This is a genomic window from Mycolicibacterium agri (assembly GCF_002553505.1).
Lineage (GTDB): Bacteria > Actinomycetota > Actinomycetes > Mycobacteriales > Mycobacteriaceae > Mycobacterium > Mycobacterium agri.
This window is the reverse complement of the sequence record NZ_PDCP01000015.1, coordinates 97,971-113,659: the sequence shown is the minus strand read 5'-3', so window position 1 is coordinate 113,659 and position 15,689 is coordinate 97,971. Positions and strand designations below refer to the sequence as shown.

The window sequence follows — 15,689 nt, the reverse complement described above, 5'->3', positions numbered from 1 at the left end:
CCGCCGCCACCGCCGCCTCCACCTCCGCCGCCACCGGTGTGGGTGCCGGGGCAGAACGTCGATGTCTGCGCCAATGTCGGTCGCCGGGTGAGCGTCACCGGCTGCATCTGATGGGCGGGCCGCTCGAGCCGACGCAGGAGCTCGCGGCGCTTGCCGCCCGGCCCGCCGACGCTCCTGTCGTGATGATCAACCTGCTGAAGTTCCACGCCGACGGCGGTTGGGAAAGCTACGTCCGTTACATGCAGGAGGCCGCACCGCACTTGAAGCGGGTCGGCGGGAACGTGCGCTATGCGGGCGGCGCGCCGACGCAAGTGATAGGTGAGGGCGAAAAACCTTGGTGGGATGCCATTCTCGTGATCGAATACCCGTCGCCCGCGGCGTTCATCGAGATGGTGACCGACGAGGAGTACCTCAAGATCCACCAGCATCGGGCGGCCGGACTCGAGCGAGGCGACCTGATCGCGACGTCGGCGTGGACCGTGGCCGACTAGCCGCATGCTCGATGGCGCGGGCTGACGTGTTTAGCTGATCGCGTGGATCGCACAACGTTTGACCGTCTCTTCGACATGTCCGACCGCACCGTCATCGTGACAGGCGGCACGCGCGGGATCGGCCTCGCCATGGCCGAGGGCTTCGTCCTCGCCGGTGCGCGGGTGGCGGTGGCCAGCCGCAAACCCGACGCCTGCGAACAGGCCGCCGAGCATCTGCGGCAACTCGGCGGCTCGGCCATCGGTGTCCCCACCCATATGGGCGAGCTCGACGCGATCGCCGCGCTGGTGCAAGCCACCGTCGACGAGTTCGGCGGTGTCGACGTCGTGGTGAACAACGCCGCGAACCCGTTGGCGCAGCCACTGGGATCGATGACGGTCGAAGCGCTGAACAAGTCGTTCGAGGTGAACCAACGCGGGCCGGTGCTGCTGGTGCAGGAGGCGCTGCCGCACCTGAAGGTAAGCGAACACGCCGCGGTGCTCAACATGGTGTCGGTCGGCGCGTTCAACTTCTCGCCGATGCTGTCGATCTACTCGGCCGCCAAGGCGGCGATGGTGTCCTACACCCGTTCCATGGCAGCCGAATTCGTGAAGTTCGGCATCCGGGTGAACGCGATCGCGCCTGGGCCCATCGACACGTACATGATGCAGCAGAACCCGCAGGAGGCCATCGACGCGATGGTCGGTGGCACGCTGATGAAGCGGCTCGGCACGCCCGACGAGATCGTCGGCGCGGCGCTGCTGCTGTGTTCGGATGCCGGCAGTTACATGACCGGCACGACGATCATCGTCGACGGCGGCGGAACGCCGCGCTAGCGCTTGGCCCCGTCTCGCCGAGCCCTGTTCTCGCCGGGCCCCGTCTCGCCGAGCGTGAAGAATCCGCGCTTTTCCGCGCGGATTTGCACCGATTCTTCACGTTCGGCGGGGGAGCGGGGCGTTTGGGGTGGCTAGCGTCGGCGCTGGCGGAACGCCTCGGTGGCCGCCTTCATCTCGCCGCCGGCCGACGCCAGTATCTGGCTGCGGTTCTCGACGTGCAGCGCCGCTTCGAGGCTGCCCGCATCGAGGTTCGCCCACAGCACCTGCTTGGTCGACTCGACGCCGAATTTGCCGTAGCCGCATAGGGTTTCGGCGATGGCGAGAGCGTCATCCATCAGCGACTCACCTGCCGAGATGCGGGTGACCAGGCCCAGCCGCAGCGCCTCCTCGGCGTCGACGACGCGCGCGGTCAGGATCAGGTCGAACGCCGGGCCCGCGTCGATGATGCGGGGCAGCGTGTAGCTGACGCCGATGTCGCAGCCGCCGAGGCCGAGCTTGATGAACTGCGTGCAGAACCGGGCGGACTCGCTGGCCAGCCGGATGTCGCAGGCCGCCGCGATGCCGAGGCCGCCGCCGTAGGCAGGCCCGTTGACGGCGGCGATCACGGGCTGGCGCAACCGGTGAATCCTCGCGGTGAGGTCGGCGATGCGTTCCTGCCACCGCATGCCCGAGCGCGGGAACTCCAGGCCGCGGCCGGCGCCGGGCGGGTTGGGGTCGGTCAGGTCCAGACCGGAGCAGAACCCGCGGCCGGCGCCGGTGAGGACGACGACGCGGCACTCGTCGTTGGCGCCGATCTCGTCGAGCGTCGCGTGCAGGCTCTCGACGAGCTGGTAGGACAGCGCGTTGAGCTTTCCTGGGCGGTTCAGCGTGACGACGGCGATGTCCGGGCGCGGATAGTTCAGTTCCAGGTCTGACATGGGCCACACCCTAGCCAGCCCCGCCAGGTGATCCTCAGGGCTTGCTGCGCCAGCCGTTCACGCCGACGGTGATCATCCGCAGCTGCTTGACGGCGACGCGCTTGATCTCGTCGAGCGAGGCCTGATCGGTGGCGTCTTCGATGGCCTCGGCGATGACGATCATCGCGTTGACGAACAGGCTGGCCAGGATGTTGAGATCCTCGCTGCTCCAGTCGGTCAGCCCGGGAAAGCGGGCCAGGTCGATCGCCAATTCTGAAGTGATGAGCCGGATTTCGGTGCGAATCGCGTAGCGCAGCACGGTCAGCCCGCTGTTGCGTTCGCGGCCGATGAACTGCCAGTACTCCCGGCGCTCGTTGACGCCGTCGATGAGGATGTCGACGGAGGACTCGATGATGCGCTTCGGGTCGAGCCGTCCGGCTCGCGCGGTGCGCAACATGTCGCGCAGCACGCGGAACGACTCGTCGATCAGCACCAGCCCGAGGGCTTCCATCGAGTCGAAGTGCCGGTAGAACGCCGCCGGTGCGATGCCGGCCTCGCGGGTGACTTCCCGCAGGCTCAGCTGCGAGAAGCTGCGCTCGTCGAGCAGGCGCAGCGCGGCGGCGACGATGGCCCGTCGGGTGGCCTCTTTGCGCTCCTCCCGCGATAGCGTGTCGCGGGACCGCGACCGACTTGATCTGCGCGTACGTGAGCTAGGCGTACGACTGTTCACTCTGTGAAAGCTACCACAATCAGGGGCGATTTCATTGACGGATGACGCTGTACTCAGCAACGGTGCACATATGTTCACTGAAACGTTGACACGCCGCGTGCGACGGTCGCCCCTGCTGGAGCTGCTGACCGGCCCCCACGGCGTGGACCGATACACCGAGCTGGTGGATCCGACCTGGACCCGCAGCGAGGCCCGCGCGAAGGTCGTCGCGGTCCGCCGCCAGACCCCGCGCAGCGTCACGTTGACGCTGGAACCGAATCGCGCGTTCACCGGATTTCGGGCCGGTCAGCACATCAACCTCACCGTCGAGATCGACGGCCGCCGCCGCACCCGCTGCTACTCGCCGGCCAGCGCGCAGAGCGCGGTGCACATCGAGTTGACGATCGGCCGCCACGAGGGCGGGCTGGTGTCGACCTATCTGTGCGAGCGCGCCCGCCCCGGAATGATCGTCGGGCTCGATTCCGTCGGCGGTGACTTCACGCTTCCCGCGGTCCTGCCCCGGCGCATCCTGCTGGTGTCGGGCGGCAGCGGCATCACCCCGCTGATGTCGATGCTGCGCACCCTGCGCGCCGACGGGTTCGAGGGCGAGGTCTCGTTCATCCACTACGCGCGCGGCCCGCAGGAGGCTTGCTACGCCGACGAACTCGCGACGATGACCGGAGTGCGCGTGCTGCACGGTTACACCCGCGGCGGGGTCGGCGATCTGGCGGGACATTTCACCGCCGAGCATCTGGCCGCCGCGATGCCCGAGCCCGACGCGGTGTTCGTCTGCGGTCCACCGGCCCTCGTCGACGCTGTGCGCGCGCACTGCCCCGACGCGAAGTCCGAGAGCTTCGTGCCGCCGACGTTCGACGCTCCGACCGACGGCGTCGGTGGTCGAATCTCGTTCAGCAACAGCGGTATCGAGGCTACCGACGACGGCAGGCCGTTGCTGGTGCAGGCCGAGGACGCGGGCCTGCGACCGGAGAGCGGCTGCCGCATGGGCATCTGCCACAGCTGCACCCGCCGCAAGACCAGCGGCGTCGTGCGCAACCTGATCACCGGGGCGTTGTCCGGCGCCGATGAAGAGGACGTGCAGATCTGCGTGTCCGCGCCAGTCGGCGATGTCGAACTCGCCCTGTAAAGGAAGGAACAATCCGATGACTGCACCGACCATTACCCAGAAGACCCTGCAGAAGACCGTCGCAGGCAAAACCATCACGCTGACGCCGGAGCAGACCGAGGCCTTCGGCCGCGAACTCGACGCACTCAAGGAGCGCGTGATCGCCGACCTCGGCGAGCGCGATGTCACCTATATCCGGCGAATCATCAAGGCTCAGCGCGGATTAGAGGTCGCAGGACGAGCACTGCTGTTCGGGGGTGTCTTCCCGCCGTTCTGGCTCGCGGGCACCGCGATGCTGGGGCTGTCGAAGATCCTGGACAACATGGAGATCGGCCACAACGTCATGCACGGCCAGTACGACTGGACCGGCGACCCGGCGTTGTCGAGCAAGAAGTTCGAATGGGATACCGCATGCCCGGCCGAGCAGTGGCGCCATTCGCACAACTACATGCATCACACCTACACCAACATCGTCGGCATGGATCGCGACGTCGGCTACGGCATCCTGCGGATGAGCAAGGACCAACGGTGGACGCCCTACTTCCTGGGCAACCCCGTCTACGCGTTCCTGCTGATGGTGTTGTTCCAGTACGGGGTCGCGCTGCACGAGCTGGAATCGGAGCGGATTCGCGCCGGTGAGATCACCCTGGCCGACAAGCGGGAGATCCTCGACGGCATCTGGCGCAAGACCAAGAAGCAGACGCTGAAGGACTACGTGGGCTTCCCGCTGCTGGCCGGTCCGTTCGCGCCGTGGGTGTTCGCAGGCAACCTGACCGCCAACCTGATCCGCAACGTGTGGTCGTACATGATCATCTTCTGCGGGCATTTCCCGGAAGACGTCCAGGAGTTCTCGATCGAGGAGACCAAGGCCGAGACCCGCGGCCAGTGGTACTTCCGCCAGATCCTCGGGTCGGCAAACCTGACCGGCAACAAGCTGTTTCACATCCTCAGTGGCAACCTGTCGTTCCAGATCGAGCACCACCTGTTCCCCGACATCCCCGCGCATCGGCACGCCGAGATCGCGGTCGAGGTCAAAGAGATCTGCAAGCGCTACGGAATCCCCTACAACACGGGTCCGCTGCCGCGCCAGTTCGCCACCGTTATCCGCAAGATCGTCCGGTTGGCGTTGCCCTGAGTTTTACTCTGGCCGACGGCCGCTGCACGTGATATGAATCGCCGGCATGGGCAGTTACAACCCCGCCATGCAAAAGGCGCGCTTCGCCGACATCGACAGCGACGTGCACGGGCTGATCTCGAAACGCACCGCCGTCCTCGACGGCATGTCGGTGACTCAGGTGACCTTCGACAAGGGCGCCAGATGGTCGAACGACCTCAAAAAGTACGCGGGCACCGAGCTGTGCGAGCTACCGCACGTCGCCGTCGTCACCGGCGGCGCGCTTGGCGTGCGGATGGCCGACGGCTCCGAGGAGGTGTTCTCGGCCGGTGACGTCATGCTCCTTCCGCCTGGACACGACGCGTGGACGGTCGGCGACGAGGCGTGCACGTTCGTGGAGTTCTCGCGCGGAAACGACTACTACGAGAGCTGACCCGCTACCGCTGGCAGTTCGGACACCAGAACGCGATGCGATCGCCGGAGTCGTCTGACCTGATGGCGGTGCCGCACCGCCGACATGGTTCGCCGGCCCTGCCGTAGACCCACACCTGCCGGCCGCGCCGGGTGTCGCCCGTCGTGGTGCGATTGGTGCGAGACCTGTTGAGCCACAGCATGTCTCGTGCACGCTGCACCACCCGCAGCGGATCCTTGAGCGCTGACACCGGCGCGGTGGGCAGGTGCCCGAAGATGAAGCACAGCTCGTTGCAGTACACGTTGCCGACGCCGGCCATCACCCGTTGGTCGAGCAGCGCCTCGGCTAACGGTCGGTCCGGGTCGGCGGTGAGGTTGGCCCTCGCCAGCTGAGGATCCCAGTCGGGGCCCAGCAGGTCGGGCCCGAGGTGGGCGACGACGTCCTCGTCGTGTGCGCGGTCGAGGATCTCCAGCACCCCGAGGTCGATGCCGGCAGCCTGCACGTCGCCGGCCTCCAGGATGATGCGGATGCGGTGGCCCGCCCGGCTGGGCCGGTCGCGGGTCGTGACGCGCCAGCTGCCGTCCATCTTCAGGTGCGAGTGGATACTCGCATCGCCAACCCGGATGAACAGGTGCTTGCCGCGGCTGAGCACCTCGTCGACGCGTTGCCCGGTCAGATCGACGGTGGCGTAGCGCGGGACGCGGACGTCGCAGCGGGTCAGCGTCTTGCCCTCGAGCGCCTCGCGAAGCTTTTCCGCGGTGTGAAAGACGGTGTCACCCTCGGGCATGGCTATCCGATCATCCGCAGCGAGATGTCCCACAGCCGTTCGGCATAGGCCGGGTCGAGCGCATAGGGGGCGACGCCGCCGCGGCCCGGCGCGCCGCGCCTGTCGACGACCCGCGCTTCGTTGCAGTCTTCGAAATAACGACCGCCGACGCCGTCGAGCAGCGGCGAGGCGGCCAGCAGCACCGACGTCGCCGCCGCCTGCTCGACGGTCTTGACCGTCTGCTGGCGTTTCATCGCGGCGGCCGCGACCCGTTCATCGACATGGCGGCCGAGCCGGGTGACGATGGCGCCGGGCATCACAGCGTTGGCGGTGATCCCGTCGTCGGCCCAGCGTCTGGTGGCCTCGACGGCGAAGAGCACGTTGGCGGTCTTGGACTGCCCGTAGGCGCCGAACGGGTCGTAGTCACGAAACGCGTAGTCGATGTCGTCGAACACCACCGGCGAGCGAAGATGGCCGGCCGAACTCACCGACACCACCCTGGCGCCTTCGGCGACGGCGAGCGCACGGTGCAACTCCACGGCGAGCGCGAAATGCCCGAGATGGTTTGAGGCGAACTGCATTTCGTGTCCGCTCGCCGACATGGTCAGCTCCGGTATCGCCATCACGCCTGCGTTGTTGACGAGGATGTGCAACGGACCCGACCAGGCTCGGACGAAGGCGCCGACGCTGGACAGGTCGCTGAGGTCGACGGCGCCGACGTCGACGTTGGTATTGCCGGTGCTGTCGCGGATTGCGGCGGCGACGCGGTCGCCGTCCGTGGTGTTGCGCACGGCGAGCGTGACCCGCGCACCCGCTGCGGCCAATGCCCGCGCGGTCTCCACACCGATGCCGGAGGAGGCGCCGGTGACGATCGCCGATTTGCCGGTCAGATCGACGTCGTCAATGACGTCGGCCGCGGTCGATTCGAAGCCGAAGGGCGTGGTGATGCGGTCAGCCATGGGCCCTGCCCGCCGCGGCGATGGCTTGTTCCGCCTCGCGGGCGATGCGCCCGACAAGCGTTGCGGCGCTTACGTGTTCGGTCACCATGTCAAGGGCTTCACCGGCCCAGATCGGCACGTAGTCGGGATCGCCGCGGCCGACCGCGGCGCGGAACTCCGCCCTGGCTGCGTCGTCGATGCCGGCCTCGCGGCCCTGCCACTGGTCGGTGACCTTGTTGCGCAGCGTGCGCGCGGGATACTGCTCGGGCCACGGGGAGTCGCGGATGACATCGAGCGCGCGTCCGCTGGTGGTGTCCTCGGCGCCCGCGGCGAGGATCGCATCGACGGCGGCCGGCTCGATCAGCGCTTCGGGCGTGGCCTCGAACCGGGTTCCGATGACGGCGCCTGCGGCGCCGAGCACCAACGCGGCCGCCAACCCTCGACCGTCGGCGATCCCGCCTGCGGCCAGCACCGGCACCGAACCGGCGATGTCGACGACGGCAGGCACGAAGGGCAGTGTGGCACGCCCGCCGCCGTGGTGACCGCCCGCCTCCGAACCCTGCGCGGCCACGACATCGGCGCCGGCGTCCAGCGCGCGGCGAGCCTCCGGAAGGTTCGTCACCTGAACGATGACCGGGACACCCGCGGCGCGGATCGTCTCGATGAACGGCGCGGGATCGCCGAACGACAGCATGATCGCCGCGGGCGACTGCGCCAGCGCTGCGTCGATCACCTCCGCGTCGATCGCCCACGCCAGAAAGCCGATACCCCAAGGCTTGTCGGTGCCCGCGCGGGCCCGCTCACACTCCCGCTCGAGCCACGCCAGATCGCCTCGGCCCGCACCGATCACGCCCAGCCCGCCGCCGTTGGACACCGCGGCGGCGAGCGTCCCGCCCGCAACATCGCCCATCGGAGCCAGCACCACCGGATATTCGATGCCGAACATCGCGGTCAACACCGTGCTCAACCCCATGACTGAACTCTAGGGAAGCCGAACGTCAGCGCAGTCGAAGACCCCGCGGTGTGCGGACGAATCCGGCGTCGGCCAGGGCGGCCACCACGGCATCGCGGCCGCCGTCGGCGTCGGGCGCCAGCACCGGCTGACCGTTGACCTTCTCGACGAGCAGCGACTGGACCCGACCAGCGGTGACGAGGTCGGCGATCGCCGCCGCGGCCGCGTGATGCGCCTCGGGATCGTCGGTGAAGCTGATCAGCGTGCGTCCGCCGCGCTCCAAAAACCAAGCCAGTTCGCCGTCCACCAGGGCGACCAGGGCACCGGCTTTGCGGCCGGGACGGTGCTCGCTCTCCGGCCATGGCAGCGCTGCGCCGTACGGGTTGGCCGGGTCGGCGGCGGCGAGCACGACCGTCTGGTATTCCTTGCGCTCCGGATCGACGCTGTCGAGATAGGTGCGCAACCGGTCCACGGTGGAGGCGACCGCGAACTGCGCGCCGCCGAGTGATTCGACGAAGTAGCCGCGCTGACAGCGGCCGGCGTCCTCGAACGCGGTCAGCACTTTGTACAGCATGGCGAAGCCGCCGGGCACGCCCTCGGCCGCGACGGCGCCCTTGGTCAACACCCCGTGCCGGTTGAGCAACAGCTCGGCCTGAAAATGCGCCCGCACCGTCGAATCCGGCTCGGCCTGCGGCACCGCCGACCAACGGCCGGCGACGGTGGGATCCGACGAACGTGTCTGCGCGTGGGCGACGCTGTAGCGGCTCAGCCGCGGCGGCCGCGAGCGGTGACGGTGCGCGGGCCGACCCGATCGTCTGCCCGTGCCGCTCAGCATCGCGCGCACCGGCGCGAACGTGTCACCGGTGACCCACCCGGCCCAAATCAGGTCCCACAGCGCCTCTTTGAATCGATCGTGCTCAGCCCCCGCACCGGTCGAGCCGGTGATCTGGCGGAAGAAGTACGCGCCGCCGGCCGAGCCGGGGGAGCCCAGCACCTCCATGATGGCGCGGTGCGTGTCGGTGAACTCGATCTCGGTGGGCGCGGCGAGTGTGAGCGGTGCCGATTCCGCGGTGTGGAAGGCGATCCAGCCGTCGCCGCTGCCGATCGTGCCCGCGCCCGACCACATCACCTCGCCGGAGGCGAGCAGTTCGTCGAGCATCGCCGGGTGGTAGTCGCGAATCCGCGCGGAGAACACCAGCGGTTCGACGGCCGACGCCGGAATCGGCACGCCGGCCAGTTGATCGATGACGGCGGCGAGTCCGTCGATGCCGGAACTGCGCTCGGTCCCGACATGCTGCCACGCCGGCAGGAACCGGGCGTACGCGGTGGTGCTGACCGGTTCGACCTGGGCGCGCAGTGCCGCCAGCGATCGCCGCCGCAGGATCTTCAACACGTCGGCGTCACACCACTGGTCACCGCTTTCGGCCTGATCGGTGAACTCGCCGCGCACCAGCTTGCCGTCGATTGTCATGCGGCTCAACACATCTGCGGCCACCCGTTGACCGAGACCGAACCGAGACGCCACGTCGTGGGTGGTGAACGGCGCGTGGGTGCGCGCATACCGGCCGATCAGCTCGCCCAGCGGGTCGTTGACGTTTTCGGTGAACACGGCGGGCACGCCGACGGGCACGGCGACGCCGATCCCGTCGCGCAGCAGGCCGATGTCCTCGATGGCCACCCACCACGTCCGCCCGGCGAACGACACCGTCAGCGCACGCTTGGCCGCGAGCAGGCCCTCGAGCCAGCCGCCGACGTCGTCGGCGGTGGCGCGCTCGGCGATCTCGTCCCGCGTCATCGGGCCTAACAGCCGCAGCAGGTCGGCGACGCCTTCGGCATCACGGGCCTTCCTGTCCTCGCTGAGGTGCTGCAGTTGCGCGGCGGTGCTCGCGATGACCTGCGGGTCGAGCAGTTCGCGCAGTTCGACGCGGCCCAGCAGTTCGGCCAGCAGCGTGCTGTCCAGCGACAGGGCGGCGGCACGACGTTCGGCCAGCGGGCTGTCGCCCTCGTACATGAACGCGCCGACATAGCCGAACAGCAGTGACGCCGCGAACGGTGACGGCGTGGTGGTTTCGACCTCGACCAGGCGCAGGCGCCGCTGCGCGACGCGGTGCATGAGCTCGGTCAGCGTCGGCACGTCGTAGACGTCCTGCAAGCACTCGCGGACGGTCTCCAGCACCATCGGGAAGTCGGGATACTTGCGCGCCACGTCGAGCAGCTGCGCGGCGCGTTGCCGCTGATGCCACAGCGGTGACCGCTTGCCCGGATGGCGCCGCGGCAGCAGCAGGGCGCGGGCGGAACACTCGCGGAACCGGGAGGCGAACAACGCCGAACCGCCCACCTCCGCGGTGACGATGGGTTCGATCTCGTCGGTGTCGAAGACGAACAGCTCGGCGCCGGGAGCGGCGTCCTCGGTGTCGGGCAGGCGGACGATGATGCCGTCGTCGGAAGCCGTTGGCTTCTCGTCGATTCCGTAGCGCTCACGCAGCCTGCGCGACACCGCCAGCGCCAGCGGGCCGTGCACCCGAAGCCCGTAGGGTGAATGCAGGATGATCCGCCAGTCGCCGAGTTCGTCGCGGAAGCGCTCCACGACCAGCGTCGCATCGGTGGGTACAGCGCCCGTCGCTTCCCGCTGGTCGTTGAGCAGCTGCCACAGGTTGTCGGTGGCGAAGGCATCGAATCCCATTGCCGCGCAGCGCTGCTCGAACTCCTCGCGGCCGAGGCGGGCCAGCTCTCCAGTGAATGCGCCGATGGCCGCGCCCAGTTCGGCCGGCCGGCCCACGCCGTCGCCGCGCCAGAACGGCAGCCGCGCTGGCTCGCCGGGAGCGGGGATCACCAGCACCCGGTCGTGGGTGATCTCGGTGATGCGCCAGCTGGTGGCGCCCAGCGAGATGACATCGCCGGGCCGCGACTCGTAGACCATCTCCTCATCGAGTTCGCCTACCCGCGAGGGCTTTTCGGAGTCCGCACTGGACGCCAGGTAGACGGTGAACAGCCCGCGGTCGGGGATCGCGCCACCCGAGGTGACGGCCAGCCGCTGCGCGCCGGGCCGCGCGGTGAGGGTGCCCGCGTCACGGTCGTAGACCAGTCGCGGCCGCAGTTCGGCGAATTCGGTGGACGGATACTTGCCCGACAGCAGATCCAACGTCGCCTCGAATGCGCTGCGCGGCAGCGTCGCGAACGGGGCGCTGCGCCGCACCGCTTCGAACCACAGGTCGGCATCGAGCGGTTCCAGCGCGCAAGCGGCAACGGTGTGCTGGGCCAACACGTCGAGCGGGTTGGCGGGCACCTGCATCGTCTCGATCTCGCCCGCAAGCATGCGCCGCACCGTGACCGCGCAACCGATCAAATCGGTGCGGTGTTTGGGAAACAGCACGCCTTGGGAGATTTCGCCGACTTGATGCCCGGCCCGGCCGATGCGCTGCAGGCCGCTGGCCACCGACGGCGGCGTCTCCACCTGGATGACCAGGTCCACCGCACCCATGTCGATGCCCAACTCCAGGCTTGACGTCGCGACGACGGCCTTGAGCCTGCCGGTCTTGAGGTCGTCTTCGACCTGTGCGCGCTGCTCCTTGCTGACCGAGCCGTGGTGGGCGCGCGCGAGCAGGGTGGCGGCGCCGGATGCCATGCCGCTGCCCATGATGTGCGCGGGTGCGCCGCCGCCCACTTGCGGATTGGGGCCGGACGGAAGTTCCAGCCCGTGTCGTTCGGCGTGAATCTCGTTGAGCCGCGAGGTAAGTCGTTCGGCCAGCCGCCGCGAGTTGGCGAACACGATCGAGCTGTTGTGCGCCTCGATCAGGTCGACGATGCGCTCTTCGACGTCGGGCCAGATCGTGTTGTTCTCGAGGTTGGCCATGTCGGGCACCGGCACCTGCACCGACAGGTCGAACGTCTTTCCCGCGGGCGGGGCGACGATGGTCGTCGGCGCATGCCCGGACAGGAAGCGGGCGACCTCCTCGGGCGGGCGCACGGTTGCCGACAGCCCGATCCGTTGCGCCGGTTTGTCCAGCAACTGATCGAGCCGCTCCAGCGACAGCGCCAGGTGCGCGCCGCGTTTGGTGGCCGCGACCGCGTGTACCTCGTCGACGATGACGGTCTGCACCGCCGCGAGCGTGTCTCGCGCGGCCGACGTCAGCATCAGGAACAGGGACTCCGGCGTGGTGATGAGGATGTCGGGTGGCTTGGCGATCATCTCGCGGCGCCGTCCTGGCGGGGTGTCGCCGGAGCGGACGCCGACGCTGATCTCCGGCGGGGGCTCGCCGCGCCGCTCGGCGATGCGGGTGATGCCGGTCAGCGGTGTGCGCAGGTTACGTTCGACGTCGACGGCCAGCGCCTTCAGCGGGGACACGTAAAGGACCCTGGTGCCCTTGCGGTGGGGTTCGGCATCGTCGGCCGGCGCGGCAAAGCTAGACGCCAGCCGGTCGATCGCCCACAGGAACGCCGCCAGCGTCTTGCCCGACCCGGTCGGTGCGATGACCAGCGTGTTGTCGCCGTCGGCGATCGCGTTCCAGGCCTGCGCCTGCGCGTCGGTGGGGGCGGCGAAGGTGCCGGTGAACCACTCCCTGGTCAGCGCGCTGAACCGGGACAGCGGATCCGAGCCGCGCCCGCGCGAACCGGAAGAGCTTCTGGTGGTCATCTAGCCATGGTGCCAACAGGCACCGACAAATTCCGCGACAGCGACTTCAGCAGGTCAACGCCGCGCGTTATAGCGGCTCGGCCGCCCCTGCAGTTATCGCGGCTCAGCCGCCCCGGTCGTTATCGCGGCTCAGCCGCCCCGGTCGTTATCGCGGCTCAGCCGCCCTGCAGTTATCGCGGCTCAGCCGCGATCGCATCCCTCAGCTTCGCCGGGATCCCCGGCACCCGGCTGACCATGTCGAGCAGGGCGTGCGCGCAGGTGTCGGCGATGCGCTCGGCGTCCAGCGACGGGTCCAAGATCCGCTGCCGACACATCTCCATGGTGAATGCCAACCAGCCGTAGAGCGTGGTGCGGATTTCCAGCTCGACCTTCGAGTCCAGTTCGCCGTCGAGCACCCCGTTGATCCGATCCATCAGGCGGTTCACCTGGCGCTCGTTGTCGGTGTCCTCGATGCGGCGCAGCACCGGGTCGGCAGTGCCCATGCCGACGTAGGCCGCCCAGGCGCCGTGCGGGTGCTGCTCGTCGTAGCGCAGATAGGCCAGCACGCCGGCGCGCAGTTGCTCGAAGAGCGTCTGGCCGGGCACCGGCGGTGTATTGGTCGCCTCGAACAACCGGTCACCCTCAGCCCGCACCACCGCGGCGAAGAACGCGCGCTTGTCGGGGAAGTAGTGGTACATCAGCGCGCGGGAAACGCCTGCCCGTTCGGCGATCTCGTCGATGCGGACCTCGTCGTAGGGCCGCTCGCCGAACACCTTGGCGCCCAGCTCCAGCAGCTCGCTTCGCCGATCCTCGGGCGACAGCCGCCGTCTGGGTTCCGCCACGCGGGCCATTCTAATTTGCGCGTGTGCAACAACGGCGCAGTGGCGTCGGGTCGGCTTTGCTAGCCGTCGAGGCACTGACCCCGAACTCCGGCTGACAGACGTGTGTTGTGTTGCGGCCCCTCGCCCCGTGCCGCTGCCGCAAGCACGCCGACCGCCGCCAGTGCGCCGCGAAGCCGGTCACTGACCTGCCGCAGGATCCGCGGCTCGCCGACGAAGGCCAGTCGACGGCGTCCTGTCGCGGACAGATGGTCGGCCGCCGGACACCCGCAGCTATCGGGGTCTCTCTGCTCCTCCGCGTCGCTACCTCACCTGTTAGTTTACCAGCTGCTCTCGCGGCGTGAGGCGGAACAACTGGGTGACGTGCTCGGGGCCGAGTTCTTCCAGGCACGTGACGCCGAGCAGGCGCATGGTGCGCGCCACCTGTTCGGACAGGATCTCGATGGCCCGGTCGACACCCGCCTCGCCGCCGGCCATCAGCCCGTACAGATAGGCGCGCCCGATGAGGGTGAAGCGCGCACCGAGGGCGATGGAGGCGACGATGTCGGCGCCGGACATGATGCCGGTGTCGAGGAGGATCTCGGTGTCCTTGCCGACCTCGGCGACGACGTCCGGCAGCAGGTGGAACGGCACCGGTGCCCGATCAAGTTGGCGGCCGCCGTGATTGGACAGCAGGACGCCGTCCACGCCGACGTCGACCACCCGGCGGGCGTCGGCCACCGTCTGGATGCCTTTGACCACGACCTTGCCCGGCCACTGGTCCTTGATCCAGCGCAGGTCGTCGAAGGTGACGGTCGGGTCGAACATCGTGTCCAGCAGTTCGGCGACGGTGCCCGACCAGCGGTCCAGCGACGCGAAGGCCAGCGGTTCGGTGGTCAGGAAGTCGAACCACCAGTGCGGTCGGGGCAGCGCATCGATGACCGTGCCCAGCGTGAGCGAGGGCGGAATCGTCATGCCGTTGCGCTTGTCGCGCAACCGGGCACCGGCCACCGGGACGTCGACGGTCACCAGCAGCGTGTCATAGCCAACAGCGGCCGCGCGCTCCACCAGCGCCATCGACCGGTCGCGGTCCTTCCACATGTAGAGCTGAAACCAGTTGCGGCCGCGTGGGTTTGCTGCCGCAACATCTTCGATCGACGTGGTGCCCATGGTGGACAGTGAGAACGGGATGCCCGCCCTGCCCGCCGCGCGGGCGCCTGCGATCTCACCTTCGGTCTGCATCATGCGGGTGAACCCGGTCGGCGCGATCCCGAACGGTTGCGCGACCGGCGCGCCGAGCACATCCCAGCCGGTGTTCACCGTGGACACGTCGCGCAGGATGGTCGGCTGGAACTCGACATCGGAAAACGCCTGTCGCGCCCGAGCCAGGGATAGTTCGGCCTCTGCCGATCCGTCGGTGTAGTCGAAGGCCGCCTTGGGAGTGCGCCGTTTGGCGATACGCCGCAAGTCCTCGATGGTCAAGGCCTTCTCCAGGCGTCGCTTCTTGGCGTTCAACTGGGGCTTCTTGAACTGCATCAAAGGGGCGAGGTCGGCGACCTTCGGCATACGACGTTTCACGATCGAACCCTTTCTGACCCGGCACGGGTCCCACTGGACTGCGTGCGTGGCGCGTACCGACCCGCAAGCAACGCGTCGGCGACGTGCGCGCGGAGCGCTTCGAGATCGCCGGACGGAACGCCATGGGTGCGTGCCTGGATCATGGCGTCACCGAGCGCGGTTGCTTCCACCGGTCCCGCGACCACGTTGGCGCCGACCCGGTCGGCGACCATTTGGCACAGTAGTCGGTTCCGCGCGCCGCCACCGACGAGATGTACCGTCCGCGCAGGCACTCCCGAGAGCAGCGCGCCGCCGCGACGGTCTGGGGCAAACGCCGCGCCAGGCTCTCGATGATCGCCCGCACCGTCTCGGCCATGGTGATCGGAGGCGCGATACCGGGCCCGGCGTGGTGCAGGAGGCATCCGATCGGCACTTGCGTGTACGTCGGTGCGATGCTCTGCGAGTAATCGGACGCGTTGTGGGTATCC

General features: G+C 68.6%; 15 protein-coding genes and 1 pseudogene. 6 read left to right on the top strand and 10 right to left on the bottom strand.

Features of this window, described 5'->3' with window-relative positions; genetic code table 11:
- From CQY20_RS35440 to CQY20_RS10930, 3 genes and pseudogenes are all read left to right on the top strand, one after another.
- Positions 1 to 111: pseudogene (locus CQY20_RS35440) on the top strand (RNA-binding protein); the annotation flags it as partial.
- Entirely contained in the window at positions 111 to 491 is a 381-nt protein-coding gene (locus CQY20_RS10935) for a DUF1330 domain-containing protein (protein ID WP_097940097.1), read from the top strand. The pseudogene CQY20_RS35440 and the gene CQY20_RS10935, both read left to right, overlap by 1 nt.
- Positions 492 to 533: 42 nt before the next feature.
- On the top strand, positions 534 to 1,304 hold the full coding sequence (locus tag CQY20_RS10930) for an SDR family NAD(P)-dependent oxidoreductase (protein WP_097940096.1): 771 nt from the start codon (positions 534 to 536) through the stop codon (positions 1,302 to 1,304).
- A gap of 131 nt (positions 1,305 to 1,435) precedes the next feature.
- Here CQY20_RS10930 and CQY20_RS10925 read toward each other — a convergent pair whose 3' ends face one another.
- Positions 1,436 to 2,221 carry an enoyl-CoA hydratase/isomerase family protein gene (locus CQY20_RS10925; protein ID WP_097940095.1) on the bottom strand — a complete coding sequence of 262 codons (786 nt, stop codon included), beginning with the start codon at positions 2,219 to 2,221 and terminating at the stop codon, positions 1,436 to 1,438.
- Positions 2,222 to 2,255: 34 nt separating this feature from the next.
- On the bottom strand, positions 2,256 to 2,930 hold the full coding sequence (locus CQY20_RS10920) for a TetR family transcriptional regulator (RefSeq protein ID WP_097940094.1): 675 nt from the start codon (positions 2,928 to 2,930) through the stop codon (positions 2,256 to 2,258).
- 70 nt (positions 2,931 to 3,000) lie between these two features.
- Here CQY20_RS10920 and CQY20_RS10915 point away from each other — a divergent pair, with 70 nt between their 5' ends.
- The 3 genes from CQY20_RS10915 to CQY20_RS10905 all read left to right on the top strand — a co-directional run bounded on the left by CQY20_RS10915 (position 3,001) and on the right by CQY20_RS10905 (position 5,579).
- Positions 3,001 to 4,053 (top strand): ferredoxin reductase, encoded by a 1,053-nt coding sequence (locus CQY20_RS10915; RefSeq protein ID WP_097940093.1) that lies wholly within the window; start codon positions 3,001 to 3,003, stop codon positions 4,051 to 4,053.
- A 16-nt stretch (positions 4,054 to 4,069) separates the two neighbouring features.
- Entirely contained in the window at positions 4,070 to 5,167 is a 1,098-nt protein-coding gene (locus CQY20_RS10910; RefSeq protein ID WP_097940092.1) for a fatty acid desaturase family protein, read from the top strand.
- Positions 5,168 to 5,234: 67 nt separating this feature from the next.
- Positions 5,235 to 5,579: a cupin domain-containing protein gene (locus CQY20_RS10905; protein ID WP_234816190.1), complete on the top strand. Its 345-nt coding sequence runs from the start codon at positions 5,235 to 5,237 to the stop codon at positions 5,577 to 5,579.
- Between the two features lie 4 nt (positions 5,580 to 5,583).
- Here the strand turns inward: CQY20_RS10905 and nei2 are convergent, their stop codons facing one another.
- The 8 genes from nei2 to CQY20_RS35425 all read right to left on the bottom strand — a co-directional run bounded on the left by nei2 (position 5,584) and on the right by CQY20_RS35425 (position 15,634).
- Positions 5,584 to 6,345: an endonuclease VIII Nei2 gene (gene nei2 / locus CQY20_RS10900; protein WP_097940090.1), complete on the bottom strand. Its 762-nt coding sequence runs from the start codon at positions 6,343 to 6,345 to the stop codon at positions 5,584 to 5,586.
- Between the two features lie 2 nt (positions 6,346 to 6,347).
- Positions 6,348 to 7,283, bottom strand: a complete 936-nt coding sequence (locus CQY20_RS10895) for an SDR family NAD(P)-dependent oxidoreductase (RefSeq protein WP_097940089.1) — start codon at positions 7,281 to 7,283, stop codon at positions 6,348 to 6,350.
- A complete protein-coding gene (locus tag CQY20_RS10890) occupies positions 7,276 to 8,235 on the bottom strand; it encodes an NAD(P)H-dependent flavin oxidoreductase (protein WP_097940088.1) in 960 nt (319 codons plus the stop codon). Before CQY20_RS10890 ends, CQY20_RS10895 begins: the two co-directional genes overlap by 8 nt.
- Before the next feature lie 25 nt (positions 8,236 to 8,260).
- On the bottom strand, positions 8,261 to 12,847 hold the full coding sequence (locus tag CQY20_RS10885; protein ID WP_097940087.1) for an ATP-dependent helicase: 4,587 nt from the start codon (positions 12,845 to 12,847) through the stop codon (positions 8,261 to 8,263).
- 170 nt (positions 12,848 to 13,017) lie between these two features.
- Positions 13,018 to 13,668, bottom strand: a complete 651-nt coding sequence (locus tag CQY20_RS10880) for a TetR/AcrR family transcriptional regulator (protein ID WP_097940112.1) — start codon at positions 13,666 to 13,668, stop codon at positions 13,018 to 13,020.
- A gap of 312 nt (positions 13,669 to 13,980) precedes the next feature.
- Complete coding sequence (locus CQY20_RS10875; protein WP_272938805.1) at positions 13,981 to 15,222, bottom strand: alpha-hydroxy acid oxidase; 1,242 nt, start codon at positions 15,220 to 15,222, stop codon at positions 13,981 to 13,983.
- On the bottom strand, positions 15,219 to 15,443 hold the full coding sequence (locus tag CQY20_RS35430) for a hypothetical protein (RefSeq protein WP_234816193.1): 225 nt from the start codon (positions 15,441 to 15,443) through the stop codon (positions 15,219 to 15,221). Before CQY20_RS35430 ends, CQY20_RS10875 begins: the two co-directional genes overlap by 4 nt.
- Positions 15,362 to 15,634 carry a hypothetical protein gene (locus tag CQY20_RS35425; RefSeq protein ID WP_234816194.1) on the bottom strand — a complete coding sequence of 91 codons (273 nt, stop codon included), beginning with the start codon at positions 15,632 to 15,634 and terminating at the stop codon, positions 15,362 to 15,364. The genes CQY20_RS35430 and CQY20_RS35425 overlap by 82 nt, the downstream gene beginning before the upstream one ends.
- Positions 15,635 to 15,689 lie beyond the last annotated feature (55 nt).

Excerpts from the sequence above, each read along its gene's own strand:
- CQY20_RS10895 (WP_097940089.1), bottom strand. The coding sequence starts at position 7,283 with ATGGCTGACCGCATCACCACGCCCTTCGGCTTCGAATCGACCGCGGCC.
- CQY20_RS10925 (WP_097940095.1), bottom strand. The coding sequence starts at position 2,221 with ATGTCAGACCTGGAACTGAACTATCCGCGCCCGGACATCGCCGTCGTC.
- CQY20_RS10885 (WP_097940087.1), bottom strand. The coding sequence starts at position 12,847 with ATGACCACCAGAAGCTCTTCCGGTTCGCGCGGGCGCGGCTCGGATCCG.
- CQY20_RS10910 (WP_097940092.1), top strand. The coding sequence starts at position 4,070 with ATGACTGCACCGACCATTACCCAGAAGACCCTGCAGAAGACCGTCGCA.
- CQY20_RS10915 (WP_097940093.1), top strand. The coding sequence starts at position 3,001 with ATGTTCACTGAAACGTTGACACGCCGCGTGCGACGGTCGCCCCTGCTG.
- CQY20_RS10890 (WP_097940088.1), bottom strand. The coding sequence starts at position 8,235 with ATGGGGTTGAGCACGGTGTTGACCGCGATGTTCGGCATCGAATATCCG.
- nei2 (WP_097940090.1), bottom strand. The coding sequence starts at position 6,345 with ATGCCCGAGGGTGACACCGTCTTTCACACCGCGGAAAAGCTTCGCGAG.
- CQY20_RS10935 (WP_097940097.1), top strand. The coding sequence starts at position 111 with ATGGGCGGGCCGCTCGAGCCGACGCAGGAGCTCGCGGCGCTTGCCGCC.
- CQY20_RS10905 (WP_234816190.1), top strand. The coding sequence starts at position 5,235 with ATGCAAAAGGCGCGCTTCGCCGACATCGACAGCGACGTGCACGGGCTG.